This window comes from Aestuariibaculum sediminum (assembly GCF_014596945.1).
In the GTDB taxonomy this organism is placed as follows: Bacteria; Bacteroidota; Bacteroidia; order Flavobacteriales; family Flavobacteriaceae; genus Aestuariibaculum; species Aestuariibaculum sediminum.
The window spans coordinates 82,534-107,571 of the sequence record NZ_JACVXB010000003.1 but is presented as its reverse complement, the minus strand read 5'-3'; the positions used below and the strand labels follow the sequence as shown (position 1 = coordinate 107,571).

The 25,038-nt window shown below is 34.0% G+C and carries 22 protein-coding genes and 1 pseudogene; 12 read left to right on the top strand and 11 right to left on the bottom strand.

Annotation, left to right across the window (positions count from 1 at the left end):
• Positions 1-170 precede the first annotated feature (170 nt).
• The 4 genes from ICJ83_RS08175 (at position 171) to ICJ83_RS08160 (ending at position 5,643) form a co-directional block, all read left to right on the top strand.
• Complete coding sequence (locus tag ICJ83_RS08175; protein ID WP_188229899.1) at positions 171-2,729, top strand: adenosylcobalamin-dependent ribonucleoside-diphosphate reductase; 2,559 nt, start codon at positions 171-173, stop codon at positions 2,727-2,729.
• Positions 2,730-2,881: 152 nt separating this feature from the next.
• The gene (prfA, locus tag ICJ83_RS08170; protein WP_188229898.1) at positions 2,882-3,958 is read left to right on the top strand and encodes a peptide chain release factor 1; all 1,077 of its coding nucleotides are present in this window, start codon (positions 2,882-2,884) and stop codon (positions 3,956-3,958) included.
• A gap of 34 nt (positions 3,959-3,992) precedes the next feature.
• Positions 3,993-4,808: an orotidine-5'-phosphate decarboxylase gene (pyrF, locus tag ICJ83_RS08165; protein ID WP_188229897.1), complete on the top strand. Its 816-nt coding sequence runs from the start codon at positions 3,993-3,995 to the stop codon at positions 4,806-4,808.
• 25 nt (positions 4,809-4,833) lie between these two features.
• Positions 4,834-5,643 (top strand): ABC transporter substrate-binding protein, encoded by an 810-nt coding sequence (locus ICJ83_RS08160; RefSeq protein WP_188229896.1) that lies wholly within the window; start codon positions 4,834-4,836, stop codon positions 5,641-5,643.
• Here ICJ83_RS08160 and ICJ83_RS08155 read toward each other — a convergent pair.
• The 3 genes from ICJ83_RS08155 to ICJ83_RS08145 form a co-directional block, all read right to left on the bottom strand.
• Positions 5,600-5,746: a hypothetical protein gene (locus ICJ83_RS08155; protein WP_188229895.1), complete on the bottom strand. Its 147-nt coding sequence runs from the start codon at positions 5,744-5,746 to the stop codon at positions 5,600-5,602. The two genes, ICJ83_RS08160 and ICJ83_RS08155, sit on opposite strands and share 44 nt — an antisense overlap.
• Positions 5,747-5,821: 75 nt before the next feature.
• The gene (locus ICJ83_RS08150; protein WP_188229894.1) at positions 5,822-6,019 is read right to left on the bottom strand and encodes a Lacal_2735 family protein; all 198 of its coding nucleotides are present in this window, start codon (positions 6,017-6,019) and stop codon (positions 5,822-5,824) included.
• A gap of 109 nt (positions 6,020-6,128) precedes the next feature.
• A complete protein-coding gene (locus ICJ83_RS08145; protein WP_188229893.1) occupies positions 6,129-6,836 on the bottom strand; it encodes a DUF4197 domain-containing protein in 708 nt (235 codons plus the stop codon).
• A 121-nt stretch (positions 6,837-6,957) separates the two neighbouring features.
• Between ICJ83_RS08145 and ICJ83_RS08140 the strand changes: the two genes are divergently transcribed.
• Positions 6,958-8,091 (top strand): TlpA family protein disulfide reductase, encoded by a 1,134-nt coding sequence (locus ICJ83_RS08140; protein WP_188229892.1) that lies wholly within the window; start codon positions 6,958-6,960, stop codon positions 8,089-8,091.
• A gap of 30 nt (positions 8,092-8,121) precedes the next feature.
• Here ICJ83_RS08140 and ICJ83_RS08135 read toward each other — a convergent pair whose 3' ends face one another.
• Both ICJ83_RS08135 and purU read right to left on the bottom strand, forming a co-directional pair.
• Positions 8,122-9,222: an OmpA family protein gene (locus ICJ83_RS08135; protein WP_188229891.1), complete on the bottom strand. Its 1,101-nt coding sequence runs from the start codon at positions 9,220-9,222 to the stop codon at positions 8,122-8,124.
• Positions 9,223-9,438: 216 nt separating this feature from the next.
• Entirely contained in the window at positions 9,439-10,293 is an 855-nt protein-coding gene (gene purU / locus ICJ83_RS08130) for a formyltetrahydrofolate deformylase (protein ID WP_188229890.1), read from the bottom strand.
• Positions 10,294-10,446: 153 nt separating this feature from the next.
• Between purU and ICJ83_RS08125 the strand changes: the two genes are divergently transcribed.
• Complete coding sequence (locus ICJ83_RS08125; protein WP_188229889.1) at positions 10,447-13,869, top strand: methylmalonyl-CoA mutase family protein; 3,423 nt, start codon at positions 10,447-10,449, stop codon at positions 13,867-13,869.
• Positions 13,870-14,070: 201 nt separating this feature from the next.
• Complete coding sequence (locus ICJ83_RS08120; protein WP_188229888.1) at positions 14,071-14,226, top strand: hypothetical protein; 156 nt, start codon at positions 14,071-14,073, stop codon at positions 14,224-14,226.
• A 202-nt stretch (positions 14,227-14,428) separates the two neighbouring features.
• Here ICJ83_RS08120 and ICJ83_RS08115 read toward each other — a convergent pair whose 3' ends face one another.
• Entirely contained in the window at positions 14,429-14,827 is a 399-nt protein-coding gene (locus ICJ83_RS08115; protein ID WP_188229887.1) for a hypothetical protein, read from the bottom strand.
• A 121-nt stretch (positions 14,828-14,948) separates the two neighbouring features.
• On the opposite strand from ICJ83_RS08115, the gene ICJ83_RS08110 reads away from it, so the two are divergent.
• A complete protein-coding gene (locus ICJ83_RS08110; RefSeq protein WP_188229886.1) occupies positions 14,949-15,392 on the top strand; it encodes an Lrp/AsnC family transcriptional regulator in 444 nt (147 codons plus the stop codon).
• A 36-nt stretch (positions 15,393-15,428) separates the two neighbouring features.
• On the opposite strand, the gene ICJ83_RS08105 is transcribed toward ICJ83_RS08110, so the two are convergent.
• Genes ICJ83_RS08105 through ICJ83_RS08095 form a run of 3 tightly spaced genes read right to left on the bottom strand, consistent with a single transcriptional unit; the run spans position 15,429 to position 17,989 of the window.
• Complete coding sequence (locus ICJ83_RS08105) at positions 15,429-15,806, bottom strand: VOC family protein (protein WP_188229885.1); 378 nt, start codon at positions 15,804-15,806, stop codon at positions 15,429-15,431.
• 2 nt (positions 15,807-15,808) lie between these two features.
• Positions 15,809-16,786: a YpdA family putative bacillithiol disulfide reductase gene (locus tag ICJ83_RS08100; RefSeq protein ID WP_188229884.1), complete on the bottom strand. Its 978-nt coding sequence runs from the start codon at positions 16,784-16,786 to the stop codon at positions 15,809-15,811.
• On the bottom strand, positions 16,787-17,989 hold the full coding sequence (locus ICJ83_RS08095; protein WP_188229883.1) for an MFS transporter: 1,203 nt from the start codon (positions 17,987-17,989) through the stop codon (positions 16,787-16,789).
• Positions 17,990-18,223: 234 nt separating this feature from the next.
• On the opposite strand from ICJ83_RS08095, the gene ICJ83_RS08090 reads away from it, so the two are divergent.
• Positions 18,224-18,823 (top strand): DUF1684 domain-containing protein, encoded by a 600-nt coding sequence (locus ICJ83_RS08090; protein ID WP_188229882.1) that lies wholly within the window; start codon positions 18,224-18,226, stop codon positions 18,821-18,823.
• A gap of 4 nt (positions 18,824-18,827) precedes the next feature.
• Here the strand turns inward: ICJ83_RS08090 and ICJ83_RS08085 are convergent, their stop codons facing one another.
• The gene (locus tag ICJ83_RS08085) at positions 18,828-19,853 is read right to left on the bottom strand and encodes an SRPBCC family protein (RefSeq protein WP_188229881.1); all 1,026 of its coding nucleotides are present in this window, start codon (positions 19,851-19,853) and stop codon (positions 18,828-18,830) included.
• A gap of 201 nt (positions 19,854-20,054) precedes the next feature.
• Here ICJ83_RS08085 and ICJ83_RS08080 point away from each other — a divergent pair.
• Positions 20,055-22,042 (top strand): annotated as a pseudogene (locus tag ICJ83_RS08080) (dipeptidyl-peptidase 3 family protein).
• Positions 22,043-22,552: 510 nt separating this feature from the next.
• Complete coding sequence (locus tag ICJ83_RS08075) at positions 22,553-22,939, top strand: pyrophosphohydrolase domain-containing protein (RefSeq protein ID WP_188229880.1); 387 nt, start codon at positions 22,553-22,555, stop codon at positions 22,937-22,939.
• 54 nt (positions 22,940-22,993) lie between these two features.
• Here the strand turns inward: ICJ83_RS08075 and ICJ83_RS08070 are convergent, their stop codons facing one another.
• Entirely contained in the window at positions 22,994-24,061 is a 1,068-nt protein-coding gene (locus tag ICJ83_RS08070) for a branched-chain amino acid aminotransferase (protein ID WP_188229879.1), read from the bottom strand.
• Positions 24,062-24,291: 230 nt separating this feature from the next.
• On the opposite strand from ICJ83_RS08070, the gene mnmD reads away from it, so the two are divergent.
• Positions 24,292-24,978, top strand: coding sequence for a tRNA (5-methylaminomethyl-2-thiouridine)(34)-methyltransferase MnmD (gene mnmD / locus ICJ83_RS08065; protein ID WP_188229878.1), 687 nt, complete (start codon positions 24,292-24,294; stop codon positions 24,976-24,978).
• Positions 24,979-25,038: the final 60 nt, after the last annotated feature.

Here is a 25,038-nt window from a genome sequence, read left to right as displayed (position 1 = left end):
ATTATATTGTTTCAAAAATTTGTTAACTTTTTTGTGTTGATAAGTTTTTATATTACTGTAAATCAATTGATTGTCTTTTTTTCTTGTAAACTTCATGATTTTTGTCATGTTTTAGATTGCGTATTTTTTCCGTTCTTTGTGGTGAAAATACCTAATCAAATTCTAATTATATGCCTGTAGAAACGCAAACTCACCAAAAGCCAGCAACTTACACTCAAGATGAAGCTTTCGAAGCTTCAAAAATCTATTTTAAGGGAGATGAATTAGCAGCCCGAGTATGGATTAATAAGTATGCCTTAAAAGATTCTGAAGGTAATTTGTATGAGAAGACACCTAACGATATGCACCATCGTATTGCGAAGGAAATTGCAAGAGTTGAAAGTAATTACGCTAATCCGTTATCAGAAGAAGATATTTTTAATTTAATTAAAGATTTCAAGTATATAGTGCCACAAGGAAGTCCAATGGCTGGTATTGGTAATCCATACCAAACAGCGTCATTATCAAACTGTTTTGTAATAGGAAATTCGGGTGAATCGGATTCCTACGGTGGCATTATGAAAATTGATCAGGAGCAAGTACAGTTAATGAAGCGTCGTGGTGGTGTTGGTCACGATTTATCGCATATTCGACCTAAAGGCTCTCCAGTAAAAAACTCAGCTTTAACTTCAACAGGGATTGTGCCGTTTATGGAGCGTTACTCGAATTCGACGAGAGAGGTGGCACAGGATGGACGACGAGGAGCTTTAATGTTATCCGTTTCTATTAATCATCCAGATTCTGAAGACTTTATAGATGCCAAATTAGAACAAGGGAAGGTGACAGGTGCTAATGTTTCGGTAAGAATCGATGATGCGTTTATGAAAGCTGTGCAGGAAGATGGTTCATATACACAGAAATACCCTATTTTTAGTGAACATCCAAAATACAGCAAAACCATACAAGCTACCTATGTTTGGAAAAAAATTGTACATAATGCATGGAAATCAGCGGAGCCAGGTATCTTATTTTGGGACACGGTAATAAATGAATCTGTGCCCGATTGTTACGCTGATTTAGGTTACAAAACGGTGTCAACCAATCCGTGTGGAGAAATTCCTTTATGTCCTTACGATTCTTGTCGTTTGTTGGCGATAAATTTATTGTCTTATGTGGAAAATCCATTTACATCACATGCCAAGTTTAATTTCGATTTATTTAAAAAACATGCGGCAATAGCCCAACGCATGATGGATGATATTATTGATTTAGAACTTGAAAAAATTAATATTGTTTTACAAAAAATTGATAATGATCCTGAGTTAGATGAAGTTAAAGCAGTGGAGCGTAATTTATGGTTAAACATAAAAAAGAAAGCTGAAGAGGGAAGACGAACAGGAATTGGTATTACTGCCGAAGGTGACATGTTAGCTGCTTTAGGCATTCAATACGGAAGTGAAGCTGGTAACGCGTTTTCTTTAGAAGTACATAAAACCTTGTGTTTGGAAGTTTACAGAGCATCTGTATATACTGCAAAAGAACGAGGAGCTTTTGCTATTTACGATTCAGAGCGTGAAAAGAATAACCCATTAATACAACGTATAAAAAACGCAGATGAGAAATTATATTATGACATGTTGGAATATGGTCGTCGTAATATAGCCTTATTAACTATTGCTCCGACAGGAACAACAAGTTTAATGACGCAAACATCGTCTGGTATTGAACCCGTTTTTATGCCAGTTTACAAACGCAGAAGAAAAGTAAACCCGAATGATAAAAATGTACGCGTCGATTTTGTTGATGAGGTTGGAGATTCATGGGAAGAATATGTGGTGTTTCATCACCGCTTTAAACAGTGGATGGAAGTCAATGGTATAGACACGACCAAGAATTTTTCTCAGGAAGAATTAGACGACTTGATAAAAAAATCTCCGTATTATAAAGCGACATCTAATGATGTGGACTGGTTAAGCAAAGTGAGTATGCAAGGCGCCATTCAAAAATGGGTAGATCATTCTATCAGCGTAACAATTAATTTGCCTAACGATGTGTCCGAAGATTTAGTTGGTGAATTATACCTAAAAGCTTGGGAAGTTGGATGTAAAGGAGTTACCGTGTATCGCGACGGTTCCCGCTCAGGTGTTCTTATTTCAAACGATGAAAAGAAAGAAACTGATAACGCTGAAGTATTAACTACATTCCCGGTAAAACGTCCTGAAGTTTTGGAAGCCGATGTAGTAAGATTTCAAAATAATAAAGAAAAATGGATTGCTTTTATTGGTTTAATAGATGGTAAGCCATATGAGATTTTTACTGGTTTAGCCGATGATGAAGATGGAATTTTAATTCCGCGTTGGGTTAATGAAGGTTTAATTATTAAGGGAAAAAACGAAGATGGTAGCAAGCGTTACGATTTTCAGTATAAAAATAAAAGAGGGTATAAAACCACCATTGAAGGTCTTTCGTATAAATTTAACCCAGAATTCTGGAATTATGCTAAGTTAATCTCCAGTACCTTGCGCCATGGCATGCCTATAGACAAAGTGGTTGATTTAATTAACAGTTTACAGTTGGATAATGCCTCTATAAACACCTGGAAAAATGGTGTGGTGCGCGCTGTAAAACGCTACGTCGAAGATGGTACCGAGGCTAAAGGTCATGTATGTGATAATTGTAAGTCTAAAAACTTAGTTTATCAGGAAGGCTGTTTAACTTGTACCGATTGCGGTTCTTCTAAGTGCGGATAGTCAAATTTATTAATACATTTAAAAGGAAGTCGAAAGGCTTCCTTTTTTAATGGGCTAATACGATTGAAATTGTCAAATTAATTATTTCAATTTTTGATTACACAATTTATCAATTCATAAATTATCGTATTTTTGCGACACAAATTAATTAGATGTTAGACAAATTACAAATAGTAAAGCAGCGTTTTGACGAAGTGAGTGACTTAATCATTCAACCGGATATTATTTCCGATCAAAAACGTTATATACAGCTTAATAAAGAATATAAAGATCTGAAGGTGCTCGTTGATAAACGTGATGAGTACATTGAGGTGACCGATAACCTTAAAGAAGCGGAAGAGATTATTGCCGATGGAAGTGATGCCGAAATGGTAGAAATGGCTAAAATGCAGTATGATGAGGCAAAAGAGCGTATTCCGAAGTTAGAGGACGAAATAAAGTTCCTTTTAATTCCTAAGGATCCGGAAGATGCTAAAAATGCGGTTGTTGAGCTGCGTGCTGGTACAGGTGGTGACGAAGCGAGTATTTTTGCTGGTGACTTATTTAGAATGTACACTAAATATTGCGAAGGCAAAGGCTGGAAAGTAGATACAGTAGATTTTAGCGAAGGTACTAACGGAGGATTTAAAGAAATCCAGTTTGAAGTTTCTGGTGAAGATGTTTACGGAACACTTAAATTTGAAGCAGGAGTACACCGTGTACAACGTGTACCACAAACCGAAACTCAGGGGCGCGTTCATACTAGTGCTGCAACTGTAATGGTTTTCCCTGAAGCTGAAGAATTTGATGTTGAAATAAACCCTAAAGATGTGCGAATTGACTTTTTCTGTTCGTCAGGTCCGGGTGGTCAGTCGGTAAACACGACGTATTCAGCAGTGCGTTTAACGCATATACCAACAGGATTAGTAGCGCAGTGTCAGGATCAGAAATCACAGCATAAAAATAAAGAGAAAGCATTTAAAGTATTACGTTCACGTTTATATGATTTGGAATTAGCCAAAAAGCAAGAAGAAGATGCGGCAAAACGTGGTAGTATGGTGACCTCTGGAGATAGAAGTGCGAAAATTAGAACCTATAATTATCCACAAGGTCGTGTAACAGACCATAGAATAGGATTAACGCTTTACGATTTAAGTAACATCGTGAATGGTGATATCCAAAAAATTATTGATGAGTTACAATTAGCCGAAAATACCGAAAAGTTAAAAGCTAACGATAACGTAATTTAAAAATGAATCGCCTCTTTAAGAGGCTTTTTTATATATGACAACAGCACAACTTGTAGAACAAATTAAGAAGAAACAATCCTTTCTATGTATTGGATTGGATGTTGATTTAAACAAAATACCGGAACATCTTTTAAAAGAAGAAGATCCAATTTTTGCCTTTAATAAAGCCATAATAGATGCTACACATCATTTATGTGTGGCGTATAAGCCAAATACCGCATTTTACGAAGCATACGGTTTGAAAGGGTGGCAAGCTTTGGAGAAAACCATTAATTACCTTAATTCGGAGTATCCTGAAATATTTACTATTGCTGATGCAAAACGTGGTGATATTGGAAACACAAGTACCATGTATGCGAAAGCATTTTTTGATGATTTAGCTTTCGACTCGGTTACTGTGGCGCCATATATGGGAAAGGATTCGGTAGAGCCTTTTTTGGCTTTTGAAAACAAACACACCATTATGTTGGGATTAACGTCAAATAAAGGAGCTTTCGATTTTCAAACTAAAATGGTTGAAGGAAAAGAGCTTTACAAACAAGTTTTAGAAACATCAAAAACCTGGGTGAATTCAGAAAATTTGATGTATGTGGTTGGTGCAACTAAAGCTGAATTTTTAGCCGATATTAGAAAAATTATTCCTGAAAGTTTCTTGTTAGTTCCCGGAGTAGGAGCACAGGGAGGTAATTTACAAGATGTCTGCAAATATGGAATGAATGATTCGGTAGGGCTTCTTATAAATTCATCAAGAGGTATAATTTATGCTTCAAACGGGGAGGATTATGCCGGTGAAGCTGCCAAAAAAGCACAGGAATTACAAACTGAAATGGCTGAGATACTGTCAGCTTAAATTATAAAATTTAAGATAATTCGTTTTGGAAGTATTAGACCAATTACATCGCCGTATTGTGTTAAAAAATACACCAAAACGGATTATTTCTTTAGTGCCTAGTCAAACTGAACTTCTTTGTGATTTAGGACTGGAAGATGCTCTGGTAGGTGTAACCAAATTTTGCTGTCATCCACACGATATAACAACAAAGTCGCTAGTGGTTGGAGGGACTAAGCAAGTGAATTTGGTTAAAATTAAAGCCTTGAAACCAGATATTATTCTGTGTAATAAGGAAGAAAACACCGAAGAAATCGTTAAAGCCTGTGAGCTCATTTGTCAAGTCCATGTTTCTGATATTTATACCATTGATGATAGTCGAGAACTCATAGAACAGTATGGGAAATTGTTCAATAGGCCATGGCAAGCGAATGAATTATCAGCAAAAATAAAGATAGAAGTCTCAAACTTTATAAACTTTATAGAGGATAGAAAAACCCTGGAGGTGTGTTATTTTATTTGGAAATCACCGTGGATGGTGGCAGCTAATAATACTTTTATTAATCACCTTTTGGAGTTAAATAAATTTACAAATACGTTTAAGTACTGTGAACGTTATCCAGAAATTAATTTAGAGGCCTCTGGAAGAAATGATTCAGTTGAAGTTGTTTTACTGTCTAGTGAGCCTTATCCGTTTCGAGAAAAGCATAAAGAAGAGGTACAGGTGTTTTTTCCAAATGCCCAAATTATTTTAGCAGATGGAGAAATGTTTTCCTGGTATGGTTCTCGATTATTAAAAGCATTCCAGTACTTTAGAACGCTCCGTTTAAATCTTGAGAATAATCTAACTTACTAGTATCATCAACAAAATTTTCAACTTTTCGTTCTAATTCTTTTAAACTTATTAGTTTATCAAGATTAGGTTTTATTCTGGCAACTTTACAAAAATGTGTACTCATAACTTCTTTTTTTATAAAGTACGTGATTTTGTGGGATTTAGATGTAATATTATCGTTAAATAAATGATAATTTAGTTAAACTAGCGTTTTCTGCTGCTCTCTGGAAAGATACTTTAACCGATTTATTTTATTTAGAAGTTTAATTGCCATGTATTCGGAAATATCGCTTTGTGCAGAATCTGTCTGGCGTAAATTATACGCCTGTTCAATTAGAAGTTTATAACGGTTTTTAAGCTTCTCTTGGTCTAGTTTTATACGATCAAGCCGAGTCATTGTTCCTTGAATTACAGATAGTTAAATATACATTTTTTTATTTAATAAAAAAAAAATCCGATAGCGATTTTATTCACCATCGGAAATGTGTACGAAACCATTTAATTTTTTAGTCTTGCAAGGCGAAAACTTGTTTTAGTAAAGTTGTGGTTCTCGATGAAATATCTGTACGAATTTCTTTTTCTTCTACAGCTATCATAGTATAAACACCTTCCAGTGCTTCACTTGTTACATAATCGGTTAAATCTGGATTTACTTTACTAGTGAAAGGTATACTATTGTATTTGTTGATTAAATTGGTCCAAATTTTATCAGCTCCTACTTTAGAGAACGATTGATTTATTACTGGGTGAAATTTAGTATATAATTCACTTTCAGTTTTATTATTAAGATATTGTGTAGCGGCATTATCACTGCCTAATAAAATGTTTTTAGCATCGGTAAAGGTAATTTGTTTAACGGCATTAACAAATATAGGTGTCGCCTCTTTTACAGCATCTTCAGCAGCGCGATTTAGTGCTTTTATTCCTTCGTCGGCTAAACTCGACAAACCAATTTTTCTTAAACCAGAGTCAACTTGTTTTAATTCTTCTGGTAATAAAATTTTTACTAAATCGTTTTTATAGAATCCGTCGGTTTGCGTTAATTTCGAAACTTGCTTTTCGATACCAAAATTTAGAGCTTCTCGAAGTCCAGATGCTATTTGATCATTTCCTATAGCGCCTGTAGTTTGTGGTATTTGATTAATAACGTGGTGCAAATCAGCGCATGATGTTAAAGTAAAAATTAGTGCAAATGTGAATAGGGCTTTTCTCATAATCGGGCGTTTTTAATTCAAAACAAATATAGAGTTTATAAGGTAAATATGGTTCTTATTTATAGATGTATATTATTTTAGCATAGTATTTGATTATTTTAGATGTAATAATATGCTTACTATGAATTTAATTAGACTTTTTGTGATTTTTGTTTGGTTGATTCCTGTTTTTATGACAGGACAAATAAAGATTTCTAATTTTATTAAACCGTCAGAATTGGCGAGACAAGATCAAAATAAGCTTTATTTTATTGATTTCTGGGCAACTTGGTGCGGACCATGCGTTCATGCTTCAAAGTACCTAGAGGCTTTGCAATGGCAATACAAAGACGATTTTTACGTCCTATCTTTGAGTCAGGAAGATTCAAAGATAGTGACGAAGTTTATAGAAAATAAGCCTACCAAACTGGCTGTAGCCATAGATTTTGATGGCGAGGCATTTAAAAAATATAATGTTAAGAGTTTACCTTATGGTATTTTGTTTAATGCAAAAGGTGAAAATTTATGGGAAGGCCATCCTGCGGAATTTAAACCAGTAGATATTGATGCGTTTTTAAAACTAAATAAGGAACAAATATCGGTTAAAAGTATGTTTGAAGAAAATGCATACAATATGGTTTTAGAATCTGATAATTTAGAGACACTCGATAAAAACATTAAAATAGAACGTTTAGAAAAGGATTGGGGAGAAGTACTTCAGACTGAAAATAAAGGTGACTTTGTCGAAATTCGAGGCAGAATACGGGATATATTGGCTTATGCAAAAGGGATAAGCAGAGGTCAAATTCAGTTGGAATCAAGATTTAATGAGTCGTACCGTGTTAAAGTGAATTATAATTCTCGTGCCTACACAAATCTGTTTAAAAATATTGTAAGGGGATTAAAGTTAAATATTAAGGAAGAAAATAAGGTTGGTGATGTTTTTGTTTTTAATACTGATGCTGCCACATTTTGGGACACAAATCAAATAGATTGGGGGAACAATAATTTGCAGTATTTAATCGGCGATGCAGAAATTCAAGCCGATAATGTGACCTTTAAAAACATTAAATATCAGTTGTCTAATTTATTAGAAACCCCAATACTTGAGGAAGGTAAATTAGCCGATAATGTTTTACACGATTGGCAAATACATTATAAATATTCTACTCTGATGGTGGATAATTTTCGAGATACCTACGGTGTAACAGTTAAAAAGGAAAATAAGGAATATCCAATTTATGTTATTTATAAAAAGAAAAAGACACCTTTTTAAGGTGTCTTTTTTTATGTTATGAAGGTTATTTTAGTTACCTAAAACTCTAAATTCTGTACGTCTATTTTTTTGATGTTCAGCTTCAGTACAATCTACCCCGTTAGAGCAGCGGTTTACTAATCGAGTTTCACCATAACCTTTAGCCGATAATCTACTTCTAGAAATGCCTTTTGAAACCAAGTAATTTACAACAGAATTAGCGCGCTGCTGCGATAGAGACATGTTAAAGTCATCATTACCTCTGGAATCTGTGTGAGACATTATTTCTATACTAACAGGTTTACTATTTAATAAAGGTAATAACTTATCATCGATAATCTTTTTAGATTCAGGTGTAATACGAGCACTTCCTAATTCGTAGAAAATAGGTAATACGTTGGCATCAAGTAAGTCACAATCAACTTCTTCCCAAGTGGTGATTCCTCCTTTTTTAGCCAAAACAGTTCTTCTTACCGTTTGAGTTTTTTCTGGAACAGTAATGCTTCTTGTTGTAGCCGGCTGATCAAGAACTTGACGTTTTATGGTTGCATACTCTGCAGGTATTTCAATTTCTTCCATTCTTGCAGGCGTTTTTACAACTTGTTTTTTGTAAGTAGTGCCAATTTGGTCTACTGGAACATTGTTTGTTCTTGCATCTTTATCTAAAGTGGTAAAACTTACATCTTTAAACTGTGCAGGATATTCAACAAAACACGCAACCACACAATCTTCTTTATTAGGAGAATCACAGGCAGTTTCTTTATATTCCCAACCAGAGGTTTTTGGATATACCTCGAAGGTTTGAGAATTGCTGCCAAAGGTAGCAGGAGAAATAGTTAAATCGGTTCTTCCTTCCTTTTTTACATAAGGTACTTCAACAGTTTCATAAACGGCAGGAACATATACTAATTTTTTAGAGGCTTCTTTTACCAATACGCGTTCTTCAACAGTTTTGTAGGTAGCCGGAATAACTTCAAGTTTAGTGTATGAAGGGTAAACAACGATGGTTTCCTCTACTTCTTTAAATTCATCCTTTGTAATACATTTTACATAACATTTACCAGGTTCTGGATTATCAGGTAAATTTTGGGCCTGAGAGTAGTAGCCTATACCCAACAATAGAGCAAGGCTAAAGAATAGTCTGTTTTTCATAAAATTAAATTTAGTCAATGGTTTATACATGATTTGAGACACTTATTAGAAGAGATTGTCACATAGCTATATGTATAAAACTAAATTCAACCTAATTAAACATAGAATAATAGTTAATTATAATTAGTTGAAAATAGTTACATAATACAACATGTTAACTCTTGATAATGAGTGACTTGCAATGTATAAATTTAATTTATGAATTACAATCTTAGGTTAAGAGAAAATCACAGTTTTATTATTATACACCATAACTTTTCGCTCGGCATGAAGTTTAATGGCATTAGCTAAAACAATTTTTTCTAAATCACGACCCTTTGCTATTAAGTCTGATATCGAGTGTGCATGCGTCACGCGAGTAACATCTTGTTCGATTATCGGACCACCATCTAATTCTTCGGTAACGTAATGACTTGTTGCTCCAATTATTTTTACCCCTCTTTTATAGGCTGAATGGTAGGGTTTAGCGCCAATAAATGCAGGTAAAAATGAGTGATGTATGTTTATAATTTTATTAGGAAATTTATCTATAAGCAATTCAGGAATAATTTGCATATAGCGTGCCAAAACAATAAAACTTATACCATGTTCCTCCAGTAGTGACAATTGTTTTTTAGCCGCCTCTTCTCTTGTGTCTTTAGTAACAGGAATATGGTAAAATGGAATTTTAAAACTATCAGCAATTGGTTTTAAATCTTTATGATTACTAATGATAAAAGGAATTTCTAAATTTAATTCACCTGAATTATAACGCCCAAGGATATCGTACAAACAGTGGTCGTATTTCGAAATAAATAAAGCCATTTTAGGTTTACTTTCTGAAGAATAAATGCGCCATTTCATTTTAAATACTTTGGCTAAGTTTAATTTGAATGACGCTTTAAAGTCCTCTGTGTTAAAAGTATTTTCTGTAAATTCACTTTCCAATCGCATAAAAAACTCGTTCTGTTCACGATCAACAAACTGATCGATATACACAATGTTTCCTTGATTTTTAGCAATAAAATTGGTTACCGTCGCTATAATGTTAGGGCGGTCTTTACAGTGAATTAAAATGGTAATTTTGTTCATAGTGTTATATAAGTCACTCAAAATTAACCTAAAAAAAAGTTAGTATGAAAATGGTTCTTTAAAATTTAGATAATCATTTGTAAATAGTAGATTTTTTTGAATATTTCGTAAATTTGAACCTTATAAAGTTATATTATTTAATTATTTGAAAAGATGCGAACAGCTCCTTATAAACCAAAATATAAAGTTAGAATTGTTACTGCTGCGTCACTTTTTGACGGTCACGATGCGGCAATAAATATAATGAGACGTATTATTCAATCTACCGGCGTAGAGGTAATACATTTAGGACATGATAGAAGTGTTGAAGAAGTGGTTAATACGGCGATTCAGGAAGATGCTAATGCTATAGCAATGACTTCATATCAAGGTGGTCATAATGAGTATTTTAAGTATATGTACGATTTGCTAAAGGAAAAAGGTGCGTCGCATATCAAAATATTTGGCGGCGGCGGCGGGGTCATCCTTCCTGAGGAAATAAAAGAACTCATGGATTATGGCATTACCCGTATTTACTCTCCTGATGACGGCAGAGAACTTGGTTTACAAGGAATGATAAACGATTTGGTTAAGCTATCAGATTTTGCCGTAGGCGATACATTGAACGGTGAGGTAAATCAATTGGAAGATAAAAATATCCAATCCATAGCTCGGGTTATTTCCTCGGCCGAGAATTTTCCTGAAGTAGCTAAAGATGCATTACAAGAAATACATAATAAAAATGAATCTTCAAAAACGCCTGTATTAGGCATTACAGGGACTGGTGGAGCAGGTAAATCGTCGTTAGTCGATGAACTTGTGCGTCGATTTTTAATAGATTTCCCAGAGAAAACGGTGGGGATTATTTCTGTAGATCCATCTAAGCGTAAAACAGGCGGAGCTCTGTTGGGCGATCGTATTAGAATGAATGCGATTAACAATCCTAGAGTATACATGCGTAGTTTGGCTACCCGTCAATCTAATTTAGCCCTATCAAAACATGTAAATGAAGCTGTAGAGGTTTTAAAGGCAGCACAATATGATTTAATTATTTTGGAAACTTCTGGTATTGGACAGTCGGATACCGAAATTATCGAGCATAGTAATGTGTCTTTGTATGTAATGACCCCGGAATTTGGAGCGGCTACCCAATTAGAAAAAATTGATATGCTCGATTTTGCCGATTTGGTAGCCATAAATAAATTTGATAAACGTGGCGCCCTCGATGCTTTACGCGACGTTAAAAAGCAATACATGCGAAACCATGAATTGTGGGAAGTCAATCACGATGATTTGCCTGTTTTCGGAACGATTGCTTCGCAATTTAATGATCCTGGAATGAATGCACTATACAGGGCAGTAATGGATAAAATCGTTGAGAAAACGAAAAGCGAATTACATTCATCATTTCAGTTGACTCAGGAAATGAGTGAAAAGATTTTTGTAATTCCGCCAAGCCGTACACGATATTTATCTGAAATAGCCGAATCGAATCGGGCTTATGATAAAACAGTAAAAGAGCAGGTAGAAGTTGCGCAAAAGTTATTCGGTATATATAAGACGATAGAATCGGTATCAGGAGATATCCCACAGCTGGAAAAAGGTGGAATTAATATAGAAGGATTAGTACATATCGATGCACATGCGGATTTTGTAAAACTTCTTGTTGCTGAGTTCGATAGAGTAAAAATGAATCTGGATCCTTATAATTGGGAAACCCTAATCGGATGGCAAGAAAAAGTTGAGAAGTATAAAAATCCAATTTACACATTTAAAGTTCGAGATAAGGACATTAAAATTGAAACACACACTGAGTCGTTATCGCATACAAAAATTCCTAAAGTGGCCTTGCCAAAGTATCAAGCATGGGGGGATATCCTGCGTTGGACTTTACAAGAAAATGTTCCTGGAGAATTCCCATTTACATCAGGTTTATATCCGTTTAAGCGCACCGGTGAAGATCCTACGCGAATGTTTGCAGGTGAAGGTGGCCCGGAGCGAACTAACCGAAGGTTTCATTATGTTAGTTTGGGAATGCCTGCAAAGCGATTATCTACGGCTTTCGATAGCGTTACTCTTTATGGTAACGATCCGGATTATCGACCAGATATTTACGGGAAAATTGGTAATGCCGGAGTGAGTATTTGTTGTTTGGATGATGCCAAAAAGTTGTATTCCGGTTTTAATTTGGCTGATGCCATGACATCGGTTAGTATGACAATAAATGGTCCTGCGCCTATGCTATTAGGCTTTTTTATGAACACGGCTATCGATCAGCAATGCGAACTTTATATTAAGGAGCAGGGACTAGAAAAAGAAGTTGAAGATAAAATTGAAGCAATTTATAAGGAAAAAGGCATTAAACGTCCTATATATAACGGAGAATTGCCAGAAGGAAATGATGGATTAGGGCTCATGTTATTAGGTGTTACTGGTGATCAGGTATTACCTTTAGAAGTATACAACGATATTAAATCAAAAACCATTGCTCAGGTTAGGGGTACCGTTCAGGCCGATATTTTAAAAGAAGATCAAGCTCAAAACACCTGTATATTTTCAACAGAATTTGCGCTTCGATTAATGGGGGACGTGCAGGCGTATTTCATAGATAATAATGTCAGAAATTTTTATTCAGTTTCCATTTCAGGTTATCATATAGCTGAGGCAGGAGCTAATCCTATAACGCAATTGGCGTTAACTTTATCGAACGGGTTTACGTATGTAGAATATTATCTTTCCAGAGGGATGGATATTAATAAATTCGGACCAAATTTATCGTTTTTCTTTTCCAATGGAATCGATCCTGAATATGCGGTAATAGGTCGCGTGGCTCGTAGAATTTGGGCAAAAGCATTAAAAGAAAAGTATGGCGCCAACTCAAGAGCACAAATGTTAAAATATCACATTCAAACCTCAGGACGAAGTTTGCATGCGCAGGAAATTGATTTTAACGATATACGTACCACACTTCAAGCGCTCTATGCGATTTATGATAATTGCAATTCATTACACACGAATGCCTACGATGAGGCCATTACTACACCTACCGAAGAATCTGTGCGACGTGCTATGGCTATTCAATTAATAATTAATAAGGAATTAGGTTTAGCTCGAAATGAAAATCCTATTCAAGGCGCTTTCATTATCGAAGAATTAACCGATTTAGTGGAGGAGGCTGTATTACTTGAATTCGATCGAATTACCGAACGCGGTGGGGTTTTAGGGGCTATGGAAACTATGTATCAGCGCAGTAAAATACAGGAAGAAAGCTTGTATTATGAAACATTGAAACATAATGGCGATTTTCCGATAATTGGTGTGAATACATTTTTAAGTAGTAAAGGTTCTCCAACAATTCAACCTAAAGAGGTAATTCGTGCCACCGAAGAAGAAAAACAATTTCAAATTAAAACTTTAGAAAATCTGCATAAAACATACGAAAATAAGATTGAAGCTGCATTAACTAAGGTTCAAGAAGCTGCAGTTACTAATAATAATGTGTTTGAAGTTTTAATGGAAGCAACTAAAGTATGTTCTTTAGGTCAGATTACAGATGCTTTATTTGAGGTAGGTGGACAATATAGACGTAACATGTAATTGAATTATAATCCTTAATAAAAATCATCCCGAGTAGCAGCTCGGGATTTTTTTTTCAAATTTTATGAATTTTATGAGTGTATTTTATCGGATGTTTTTGTAAGTCGCTGCAAGTAAAAGGATTAAATGTGTTTGTTGACTAGAATTTTATGTAAAAGTGTAATTCTTAGTTATCTTAAATCTTCCCAAAAATTCAATAATATGTTTAATTTAAAATACAGTATTATGGAAGCGACCCTAAAGTATAAATTCAACAGAAAGTCTAAAAATCATATAGACTGGTTATTAAACGTGATTAAATCTGAAAAATACTATCTTACAGATAGTTATATTGTAAGGCTGGATAAAGCAAGCTAAGTTGAACCTTAATGTTTTAATTTATTGAAGAAAAATACTTTTTAATTTAATGCTTTTTGTAGCGTAAGAGTTTAATGTATCTTATAGATACTAATAAAAAAAATGCAGAGTGAAAGCGATGTAAAAAATGGCATTCATTCTGCGTTTATGTTTTATAAATATCTAATTAAAAGTAGAAAAAGAAGTCTGATGAATCAACTACTTACAAAGTCAGTAACCAAGTACGCTGTAATTGTTTGAATTTTTTTAATTCACTTCGTAAAATAGGTAAAAAATCTTTCCCGTTACTGTTCGATTTTTCTAAACGATACGAGTTTCTGTATAATTTATTAGTGAGACGTTTAAGCGCTGCAATATGCTTATGTCTTTTTTCTGAGTAACGCTCTAATTCCACATTAGCAATTTCGGGAGCTAATGAAATAGATTGTTGTACAATATCTCCTGAAAAATAAATATTATTATCCTCAGAACCGTCAGGTTTTAGTTCGGATAAATCGTGATTTAAATACGATGAAATGTTTTGAGAAAGCGTGAATATTTCTAACGCTTTTCTATAAATCGGTAAATCCGATAGGTTTGGTGGGGTATTGGTTGACTTCATCTTTTTCTCTTTAGCGTTTTTATCAAAATTACTGACTAGTCTTCATAATCAGCTTTAATATTTAAAGTAAATGCGTATATTTACTTTAAATATTAATTTTTTATCGTAAAATAACTTTTAAATGATATTAGATGCGCTTAACTGGAAGATATTGAAGTGTTTACAGCAGAATGCAAGGCAGTCTAATGCCGAAATAGGACGTCAAGTTGGTATTAGTTCACCAGCAGTTTCGGAACGGATAAAGAAAATGGAAGATGCTGGAATTATTCTAGGATACAAAACCGTAGTGTCGCCATTAGATATGGGATATCAATTAAAAGCAATTATAACTTTGCGAGCCTTTATAGGTAAGTTAAAACCTTTTTTGGAAAAGGTTAAAACTTACGATGAGGTATTGAACTGTTATAGAATTACAGGAAATGAAAATATTGTCATGGAGGTGGTTTTAAAAAATCAAAAACATTTAGAGACCTTTATTGATCAGTTAATTATTTATGGTGAAACCAAAACACAAATTGTGTTGTCGCATGTAACCAGATTTAAGGAAATAAAACCAATTAAATAGTCTTCGGTACGTTTCAACTAATAAGGCGTAGCATTCTTAATTAATGCGCCAGGGTGGATTTTTCCTGTTTTTACCCGCATGATACAATATGATATGATTACCATCTAAGTCGTTTAAATGGGCTTCACGCCACAACCACGGCTTATCTTCAGGAAGGCTGTTAAATTTAATATCTCGTTGTTGAAGTTTTTTAACCGATGCATCTAGATTTTCTACTTCAAAATAAATAGTTATTCCGGTTCCGCTTGCCAAAGTATCGACGTGATGAATAGAAAATGTACTATCACCTTTTGGGCATTCAAATCGAACATACTTATGAATTGAATCCACTATAAGGTGTAATCCTAATATTTTATAAAATTCGGTAGCCTTCTCTAAATTCTGCGAAGGAATTGTAATTTGATTTAAATTCATTGTTAGATAGTTTTTTCTTTAGTTTCTATGTGAGTTGCGATAAGTTTAGCATGAATACGTGAATTTTCGATAAACCATTTGTGTGTTTCAGTACCCCCGCAAATAACGCCAGCTAAATATAATCCAGGAATATTTGATTCCATAGTTTCCGGATTATAATTTGGAATACTTTTGCCATCAGTTGAAAGGGTAATGTTGCTGTTTTTTAGAAATTCAAAATCGGGTAAATAACCAGTTAGCGCTACTACATAATCGTTATCTAAAATTTCAGAGCCATATGGGGTTTTTATGTTTACCGTATTGACGTCTATTTTTGTGATTTCAGAATTAAAATAGGCTTTTATACTACCTTCTTTTATGCGATTCATGATATCGGGCCTAACCCAGTATTTTACGCGCTCCCCAATGTTGTCGCCTCTTACCACCATGGTAACATGACCTCCTTTGCGCCATATTTCTAGGGCGGCATCAACCGATGAATTGCTTGCGCCTACAACAATAACATTTTGTAAGGCATAATTGTGTGCTTCTTTGTAGTAATGAGTTACTTTAGGTAATTCTTCACCTGGAACGCCAATTAAGTTAGGAATATCGTAGAATCCTGTAGCGATAATAACGCGTTGTGAGGTGTAGTTTGATTTTGAAGTTGATATATTAAAAATTCCTTCGGTTTTATTAATGCTAAGGACTTTTTCATACAACTTAATGTTTAGTTCATTACTGGTTACTACCCTACGGTAATATTCCAAAGCTTCATCTCGATTTGGTTTCGGATTATTACTTATAAATGGAATGTCGTCAATCTCTAATTTCTCTGAAGTAGAAAAAAATGTCATATTTTTTGGGTAGTTGAAAAGCGAGTTGGTTAAAGCTCCTTTTTCAATAACACAATAAGACCAACCTCGCTTTTTACACTCCAATGCGCAAGCTATTCCTATGGGACCAGCACCAATAATTAAAACGTCGAATTTATTTTTCATTTAATTTATTTTGTTCAATTTTTTGTTTAATGTGAATAATATTACTGCACAAATTGCAGCAATACCGGCAATTATATACCATGTATTATTATATCCTAAGTTAGCTGTTAATTGCAATCCTGTGTTGTGTCCGAAAATATGCGCTATCGAAAATGATATAGAATACAAGGCCATATATTCGCCTTGACTTCCATTTTTAGCACGTTCAATAGCGAAAGCATTTGAAAACGGAAAGGCTATCATTTCACCAAATGTAACTAAAAGCATACCTATGATTAAAATGCCTGACCACGATGTAAAGTTTAAAATTAAAAGACTTAAGCCTGTGAGCACTGATCCAAAAAATACTAAGCCTAGTTTTGTGAACGCCGTATTTTCTAGCCATTTAATTAAAGGCATTTCAAATATAAAAATTAGCAAACCATTTAATCCCAGAATTAAACCTATTTCTAATTCACTTAGCATATGTATATCTTTGTAATATATAGTTATGGTTGAGAAATATTGAAGAAAAACAATACCAAACAATACCATGGCTATAAAAAATATCAGGAAAGCTTTGTCTTTATAAACCGATACAGGATTTTCATTTGTAAGATCATCAAGCACTTTGGCCTTTTTCGGATTTAGTACGACTATCATAACTATAGCAGCCAGTAAACAAGTTATACCATCTACCCAAAACAAACCACGATAGCCCAAACCAGTTATAATTAAACCTCCTATGGCTGGACCTGCAGAAAAACCCAGGTTTATAGCTAATCGAATTAGAGTAAGTGATCGAATTTTATTTTTTGGTTTGCTGTAAGCATTTAAAGCAACAAAAATAGCAGGTCTAAAGGCATCGGCAACCAACATTACTATAAAGATGCCAATACAAATAGACGTAAATGTATTTAGCTTTTGCAGTGCGATAAAGAGAATGCCAGTAGCTATCAGACTTCTAACCATGACTTTGTAATAGCCAATTTGATCGGTTAATTTTCCGCCAATCCATGAGCCTACTACCGAACCTAATCCGAATGCACTCATGATCCAACCAACCTGACTTACTGAAAACTGTAAATCTTCCTTTAGATATAGAGATAAAAAGGGAATAACCATTGTTCCTGCACGATTAATAAATGTTATTAATGCCAGCCACCAAATTTCTTTGGATAACCCTTTAAAGGTGTTTATGTAATTTTTTAATAGTAGCTTCATTGCTTGGTTAGAGAATGTTAAAAATAAAAAAGTCCGACGGTTAGGTCGGACTTTTATAATAGTAATGTTTTATAATGATATCACCACAATACATAACAAGTCCGACCTCTTAAATTTACAGAGGTATACTGCTTCTTAGACATTGTTATAATAAAGTGCATTTTTTAATGTTTTGAATTACAAACTTATATAAAATAATTGTAAGTTGTATTTTTGGAATCTAAATTTATTCAAATGAAATATGCGATAATGTTATGCGTTTTTGTAATAGCCGGGTGTCAGAATAAAAAGCAATATAACTTGGGTGAAACCGATTTTCAACGGAAGTTAAATGCCGAATACAAAGATGCTTCAACATCGCCTTTAAAAGACGAGGATATTAAAACGTTTAACGGTTTAGAGTTTTTTCCATTTGATTCAAGTTACATCGTCACTGCAACACTAGAATTAACACCAAATTCAGAATTTGTTCCTATGAAAACTACCACCAGTCGTATTTCTCATAAACGTATTTATGGCGTTTTACATTTTGTGTTGCATGGAAAAAAAATGGAATTAAATATATATCAGGATAAGGATTTAATGACTCAGGAAGGCTTGGAAGATTATTTGTTTCTGCCGTTTTTAGATGAAACCAGTGGTGAAGAAAGTTACGGTGGAGGTCGTTATATTGATGCAGAAATTCCAGAAGGCAATACTATGATTATCGATTTTAATAAAGCGTATAACCCTTATTGTGCATATAACGATAAATATTCATGTCCTATTGTGCCCAGAGAAAATTATTTGAGAACACGAATAGAAGCAGGCGTTAAGGTTTTTAAAAAGTATTAAATCTTTAATTGTCTTTAATGGCAATATAAATTTCTGTTACCCAATTTGCAGGATTAGGCGTGTTATTTGGGTCTGTAATGTAAACTTCCATCATAGGACCATTAACTCGAAATTCTAAACTGTTATCAGGTACATATTGTAAGGCTTTATCCCACGCTTCTTTAAGGTTGCTATAATTCCCTTTTAGAGTAGTTTTAACTGCTTTAAAGGGCTCCAGTTTGCCTATTTGAACATTGCTAGAAATTGGATTTAGTTCTTCATTTACAGGTAAACAAGAAGAAAATTGCACACTGTTATTAGGTTCGTCCCAGGATGAGTAGATAACAAAAGGTGCTCCAAAGGTGGTTATATTATGATTTTGTGTAAACCCATTTAGAGTTTTAAAAAGTTTATCCATTTCGGTTGCAACTTCATTAATTTTGCATACCGTGGACATATAAATATAGTTTATACCGGCATGATTTGTAATACCATTAACTTTGATTGAATATCTTTTCATTTGTGCTAAAACGATGCTGTCTAGCTTTTCTAAACTACGTTCGTAATGCGGGCCAATCTGTTCTTCCATACTTCCAGTGAAAGCTGTATAAGCTTTAAAGCCGAAGGGTAAATTTTTGCCTTCGATAGTCCAGGTAACATCGGTTGTGCCATCAGGGTTCGGGTTAAAAGTCCAGTCTACCTTAGACGAGGGGAAATCTGCGATTTGCATTTCTTGAGAAATGGTGGCATTTGGAACCGTTTCAAGTGTGGTCATTGTACCTATGCCGCTTTCGTCTTCCCATGTGTATGAACCGTTTATACCTGAAGTTTGTTCGGGATAAATAAGCCTGATATCGGAATCGGCTTCTACCCAAGACGACCAATCTTTCCAATTCTTAAAATCGATAACGTTATTATAAATTATTGATGCAGGAGCTTCGATAGTTCTTGTTCTACTAACAATAAAATCGTTCGGTTGTATAGCGACATAAATTGATGTGCCAATAACAGCAATTAACAGTAGAAACAAAATATATTTAAAGGCTTTCATTATTTGATGTAATTTCTAAATCAGGTGATTATCAAAGATAAGCATTTTGTATTTCTATATTGATAAATTATTACATTTGTAGACATTTAAATAAAAATTAATCAGTATTTACTAATGAATTATTCTTAATTAATAATTCATTTAAATTTTAATCAAATGAAAATTAAACAAATATTAGGGGTTTTAGGATTTGCGGTCATTATGTTTTCTTGTGTTAACAATGATAAAACGGTGGGAGTAGAAGAAAAAAAGGGCACAACACCTTTTAGTTATAATGTAGAGGAATTTGCTGATATAAAGTTTTAAGATATCAAATTCCTGGATGGGAAAACCTTACATTAAAAGAACAAAAGTTAGTGTATTATTTAACGCAGGCAGGCTTGTCTGGAAGAGATATTATTTGGGATCAAAATTATAAGCACAATTTAAAAATCCGTAAGGCTTTAGAGCAAATTTACACTTCATATAACGGTGATAAAACTTCTGTTAACTGGAAGGCATTCGAGGTATATTTAAAGCGCGTATGGTTTAGTAATGGTATTCATCACCATTATTCTAATGATAAGTTAAAACCAGATTTTACTTCAGATTACTTAAAAATGCTATTAGATGCCACAGGCACCAAACTGGATGGAGATGCCTTTAATGTTATTTTTAATAACGACGACACCAAAAAAGTTAACTTGGCAAAAGGAATAGATAATGTTGCCGAATCTGCAACTAATTTTTATGGAGAAGGTGTTACAAATGACGATGTTGAAGAATTTTATAAAACAAAAAGTTCACCCGACCCTACTAAGCCCTTGTCCTTTGGTTTAAATTCTCAATTAATAAAAGATGATGGTGTTTTAAAAGAAAGGGTATACAAATCAGGAGGTTTGTATGGACAAGCTATTGATGAAATTATTAAATGGATAGAGTTAGCTAAAGGCGAAGCAGAAAACGAAGCACAAGGTGAAGCGCTTGGTTTATTAATAGATTATTACAAATCAGGAGATTTACAAACGTGGGATGATTATAATGTAGCATGGACTGCTGCTACCGAAGGTAACATCGATTATATAAATAGTTTTATTGAAGTTTATAATGACCCACTAGGGTACAGAGGCTCTTACGAAAGTATCGTTCAAATAAAAGATTTCGATATGTCAAAGAAGATGGCTGTGTTGTCTGATAATGCGCAATGGTTTGAAGATAACTCACCACTTATGGAAGAACATAAAAAGAAAAATGTAGTAGGTGTGACGTATAAAGTAGTTAATGTTGCAGGTGAATCTGGTGATGCTTCACCAAGTACACCTATTGGTGTTAATTTACCTAATGCCAATTGGATTCGCACGGCGGTAGGGAGTAAATCAGTTTCACTGGGGAATATTGTGGCAGCATACAATAATTCAGGTGGCTCTGAACGATTAAAGGAATTCGTTCACGATGAAGAAGAACTTAAACTAGAAGAAACTTATGGTCAGTTAGCCGATAAATTACATACAGCTTTGCATGAAGTTGTAGGGCACGCTTCAGGACGATTAAATCCAGGAGTTGGTGAAACCAAGGAAACACTCAAAAATTATGCATCTACCCTCGAAGAGGGACGTGCAGATTTGGTAGCACTATACTATTTATATGATCCAAAATTACAAGAATTAGGATTGGTTGAGGATTGGGAAAAAGTTGGTAAAGCTGCTTACGATGGTTACATTCGTAATGGTTTAATGACTCAATTAATTCGATTAAAATTGGGTGATGATGTAGAGGAAGCCCATATGCGAAACAGACAATGGGTTTCAGCGTGGGTATTCGATAAAGGACAAGCCGATAATGTGATAGAGAAAGTAACGCGCGATGGTAAAACATTTTACAATATTACCGATTATGCCAAGTTACATAAGTTGTTTGGCGATTTACTGCGTGAAACACAACGTATAAAATCTGAAGGTGATTTTTATGCCGTTGAAGCCTTGGTTGAAGGCTATGGCGTTAAAGTAGATCAAGATTTACATGCCGAAGTTTTAAACCGTAATGAACAATTTAAATCGGCTCCTTACAGTGGATTTGTAAACCCTGTACTAGTTTCAGTAACTAATGAAAACGGAGAAATTACGGCCATTGAAATAACACAACCCGATAGTTTTGCTGAGCAAATGTTAGATTATAGCAGGCGTTATAATTTTCTGCCAACAGAAAATTAAAACCGCTAGTTATGCCTAAAGAAAACAAACAGAATCCTTTAGATAAAGAATGAATTACAGAAGTTTATTTTTGTAACAGTACTTGTAAATTAAGTTTATGGAAAACTTTTAGGGCTCTGGTTTTTTATTTACGCTAAAAATTAGAAGACACACATTAATAAAAAGTAAACACCCAATTAAAATCAAGAAATCCATAATAAAGTATTTGAGTTAGTTATTAACTTGATGCATAAAACGTTAAAAGGTTGCGTATTATTTTAAGAAAAATTTAATAGCAACAATTAACAGTATAAAACCTATAAAAGCAAATAGCATCCAAATACTCCCTTTATAAAATTTCTTATGAAGTTTTAAATCTTTTCGGTACATAAAACCTATTATAATCGAAAAAATTATAAAAAATATAATCCCGAAAATGATTTGACCGTTACTAAACATATAATTAATTTTAGGCAAAAATAAGTAAAAGTCATTCTATTATTGTAAATGGATTACAAATATATTTAATACATGAAAAATAAAATTGAAGCTGTAAAGGCATTTCATACGGCCTTTAAAATTGGGCATAAAGAAACACCTACTGCGAACTTGGGCTTAGAAAAGAATACCTTACGATTTAATCTGATGAAGGAGGAAAACGAAGAATATTTGGAAGCAGCAAATAATAATGATTTAATCGAGGTTGCCGATGCCTTAGGCGATATGTTATACATTTTATGTGGAACCATAATTGAGCATGGTATGCAACATAAAATAGAGGAGGTTTTTGAAGAAATACAGCGTAGTAATATGAGTAAATTAGGAGAAGATGGGCAGCCCATTTATCGTAAAGATGGCAAGGTCTTGAAAGGTCCAAATTACTTTAAACCAAATATAGCATCCATATTGGACAAATAAAAAAAGAGAAGCTTTTTAGCTTCTCTTTTTGTTTTCTATAAACTAAACATTTAATTAGTCTACTTTATATCGCCATCCAAAAGGATCTTCAACTTTGTTCGTTTGAATATCTGTAATGCGTTTTTTAAGGAAACCGGCAAAAGTTTCTTCCAATTCAGGTAATTCAAAATCTTGATCTTTGTAGCCAAAACCAGAAATAGGAGAAATTACGGCAGCAGTTCCTGCACCAAACATTTCTTTTAGTGAACCATTTTTAGCAGCCTCGACTACTTCATGTACCGAGAGTTTTCTTACTTCAACATTTAAACCTTCAGCAGTCGCTAATTCCACAATACTTTTTCGCGTAATTCCATCTAAAATTCTATCGCTCGTTGGCGCAGTGATTAAAGTGTCGTTTATGCGCACAAAAATATTCATCGCACCAGCTTCTTCAATATATTCATGGCTTGTATCGTCGGTCCAGATAACTTGTTGGTATCCTTTTTCAACTGCTAGCTGAGTCGGATAAAATTGACCGGCATAGTTACCACCTGCTTTAGCAAATCCAACACCACCGTTAGCACTACGCGAATAGGTTTGTTCTATTAATACTTTTACTTTTCCAGAAAAATAAGCACCAGAAGGAGCAGTACAAATAATGAATTTATATTCGTTAGCAGGTGAGGCATGGAAACCATTACCAGAAGCAAATATAAACGGACGAATATATAATGAGCTACCATCTTTTTTAGGTATCCATTCTTTGTCCACTTCTAATAATGCTTTTAAGCCATCCATAAAGTAATTTTCTGGTAATTCAGGAATCGCTAAACGCTTAGCTGAAATATTTAAACGCTTAAAGTTATCTAGTGGGCGAAACAAATAAACATCCTCGTTAGCATCTTTATATGCTTTCATTCCTTCAAAAACAGATTGTCCATAGTGAAATATCTTTGCCGAAGGATCTAGTGTTATTGGTTGGTAAGGGACAACCTTGGGAGCGTGCCATTTTCCGTCTTTAAAATTGCATTCTAGCATGTGGTCTGAAAAAACACTTCCAAACGCTAGGTTGTCGAAATCTACATCTTTTAATTTTGATGTTTCCGATTTAATAACCTCTATGTGGTTGATTGTTGAGTTCATAAATAGCATTAGTTTTATGCTACAAATTTAAGTAAAAACGTTTTTAAAAAAGCAGTATATTTACAACAATTCAATATAAAATTTAATTAAATCGGTTTAAATTGAATTATTTTTATTAATTCTTTAATTTATGCTCTTTTCTTTCAAAAAAACAAGAGTTATATGAAGTGATTAAAAAGAAAAGTTTAGAAATAAATACGAACAACGAAATTTACATTAAGAAAAAATAATTGAAAAGGGAAGTAGTTATAACAGGAGATGGGAGTTCAACCATACATTTACCACAATGGAATGAACAGTATCATTCAAAACATGGAGCTATTCAAGAGGCTTATCATGTGTTTATAAAACATGGTTTGCACCATATTATTGAAACGAATTCAGGTACTTCTTCAGTTTCAATTTTGGAAATAGGTTTTGGAACAGGCTTAAATGCTTTTATAACCTTACTTGAATCGGAAAAATATGAACTTAACATAAATTATTATGGTGTTGAAGGTTATCCTGTTCTAAAAGATGAAATTCATCAGTTAAATTATCCGGAACAATTAGATGCTAAAACTAAAGCAAAGCTATTTTATAATTTACACGATGTAACTTGGGAAGAGTCGCATAACGTAACATCTAAATTTACTCTTATTAAACAAAAACGCTTTTTTAATGAGATTAACGAAAAGGCGAAGTATAATCTAATATATTTTGATGCTTTTGGTGCACGCGTTCAACCTGAATTATGGACCGAATCAATTTTTCAGAAAATGTATGATGCACTTCAATTAAATGGTGTTTTAGTAACCTACGCGGCAAAAGGAAGTGTACGTAGGGCTATGCAGGCAGTAGAGTTTAAAGTAGAAAAGTTACCTGGCCCCCCGGGAAAAAGAGAAATGCTTAGAGCTTTCAAAGAAGATTTGCGATGATTGTAGTTTTAATTGGAGATAAAGGAGGCTAAAAGAGTAGTATAGGTAAAATGAGAAGCC

Bases quoted from the DNA above. Each gene is read 5' to 3' on its own strand.
- ICJ83_RS08175 (WP_188229899.1), top strand. From the start codon at position 171: ATGCCTGTAGAAACGCAAACTCACCAAAAGCCAGCAACTTACACTCAA.
- prfA (WP_188229898.1), top strand. From the start codon at position 2,882: ATGTTAGACAAATTACAAATAGTAAAGCAGCGTTTTGACGAAGTGAGT.
- pyrF (WP_188229897.1), top strand. From the start codon at position 3,993: ATGACAACAGCACAACTTGTAGAACAAATTAAGAAGAAACAATCCTTT.
- ICJ83_RS08155 (WP_188229895.1), bottom strand. From the start codon at position 5,746: ATGAGTACACATTTTTGTAAAGTTGCCAGAATAAAACCTAATCTTGAT.
- ICJ83_RS08150 (WP_188229894.1), bottom strand. From the start codon at position 6,019: ATGACTCGGCTTGATCGTATAAAACTAGACCAAGAGAAGCTTAAAAAC.
- ICJ83_RS08145 (WP_188229893.1), bottom strand. From the start codon at position 6,836: ATGAGAAAAGCCCTATTCACATTTGCACTAATTTTTACTTTAACATCA.
- ICJ83_RS08140 (WP_188229892.1), top strand. From the start codon at position 6,958: ATGAATTTAATTAGACTTTTTGTGATTTTTGTTTGGTTGATTCCTGTT.
- ICJ83_RS08135 (WP_188229891.1), bottom strand. From the start codon at position 9,222: ATGAAAAACAGACTATTCTTTAGCCTTGCTCTATTGTTGGGTATAGGC.
- purU (WP_188229890.1), bottom strand. From the start codon at position 10,293: ATGAACAAAATTACCATTTTAATTCACTGTAAAGACCGCCCTAACATT.
- ICJ83_RS08125 (WP_188229889.1), top strand. From the start codon at position 10,447: ATGCGAACAGCTCCTTATAAACCAAAATATAAAGTTAGAATTGTTACT.
- ICJ83_RS08120 (WP_188229888.1), top strand. From the start codon at position 14,071: ATGTTTAATTTAAAATACAGTATTATGGAAGCGACCCTAAAGTATAAA.
- ICJ83_RS08115 (WP_188229887.1), bottom strand. From the start codon at position 14,827: ATGAAGTCAACCAATACCCCACCAAACCTATCGGATTTACCGATTTAT.
- ICJ83_RS08110 (WP_188229886.1), top strand. From the start codon at position 14,949: ATGATATTAGATGCGCTTAACTGGAAGATATTGAAGTGTTTACAGCAG.
- ICJ83_RS08105 (WP_188229885.1), bottom strand. From the start codon at position 15,806: ATGAATTTAAATCAAATTACAATTCCTTCGCAGAATTTAGAGAAGGCT.
- ICJ83_RS08100 (WP_188229884.1), bottom strand. From the start codon at position 16,786: ATGAAAAATAAATTCGACGTTTTAATTATTGGTGCTGGTCCCATAGGA.
- ICJ83_RS08095 (WP_188229883.1), bottom strand. From the start codon at position 17,989: ATGAAGCTACTATTAAAAAATTACATAAACACCTTTAAAGGGTTATCC.
- ICJ83_RS08090 (WP_188229882.1), top strand. From the start codon at position 18,224: ATGAAATATGCGATAATGTTATGCGTTTTTGTAATAGCCGGGTGTCAG.
- ICJ83_RS08085 (WP_188229881.1), bottom strand. From the start codon at position 19,853: ATGAAAGCCTTTAAATATATTTTGTTTCTACTGTTAATTGCTGTTATT.
- ICJ83_RS08075 (WP_188229880.1), top strand. From the start codon at position 22,553: ATGAAAAATAAAATTGAAGCTGTAAAGGCATTTCATACGGCCTTTAAA.
- ICJ83_RS08070 (WP_188229879.1), bottom strand. From the start codon at position 24,061: ATGAACTCAACAATCAACCACATAGAGGTTATTAAATCGGAAACATCA.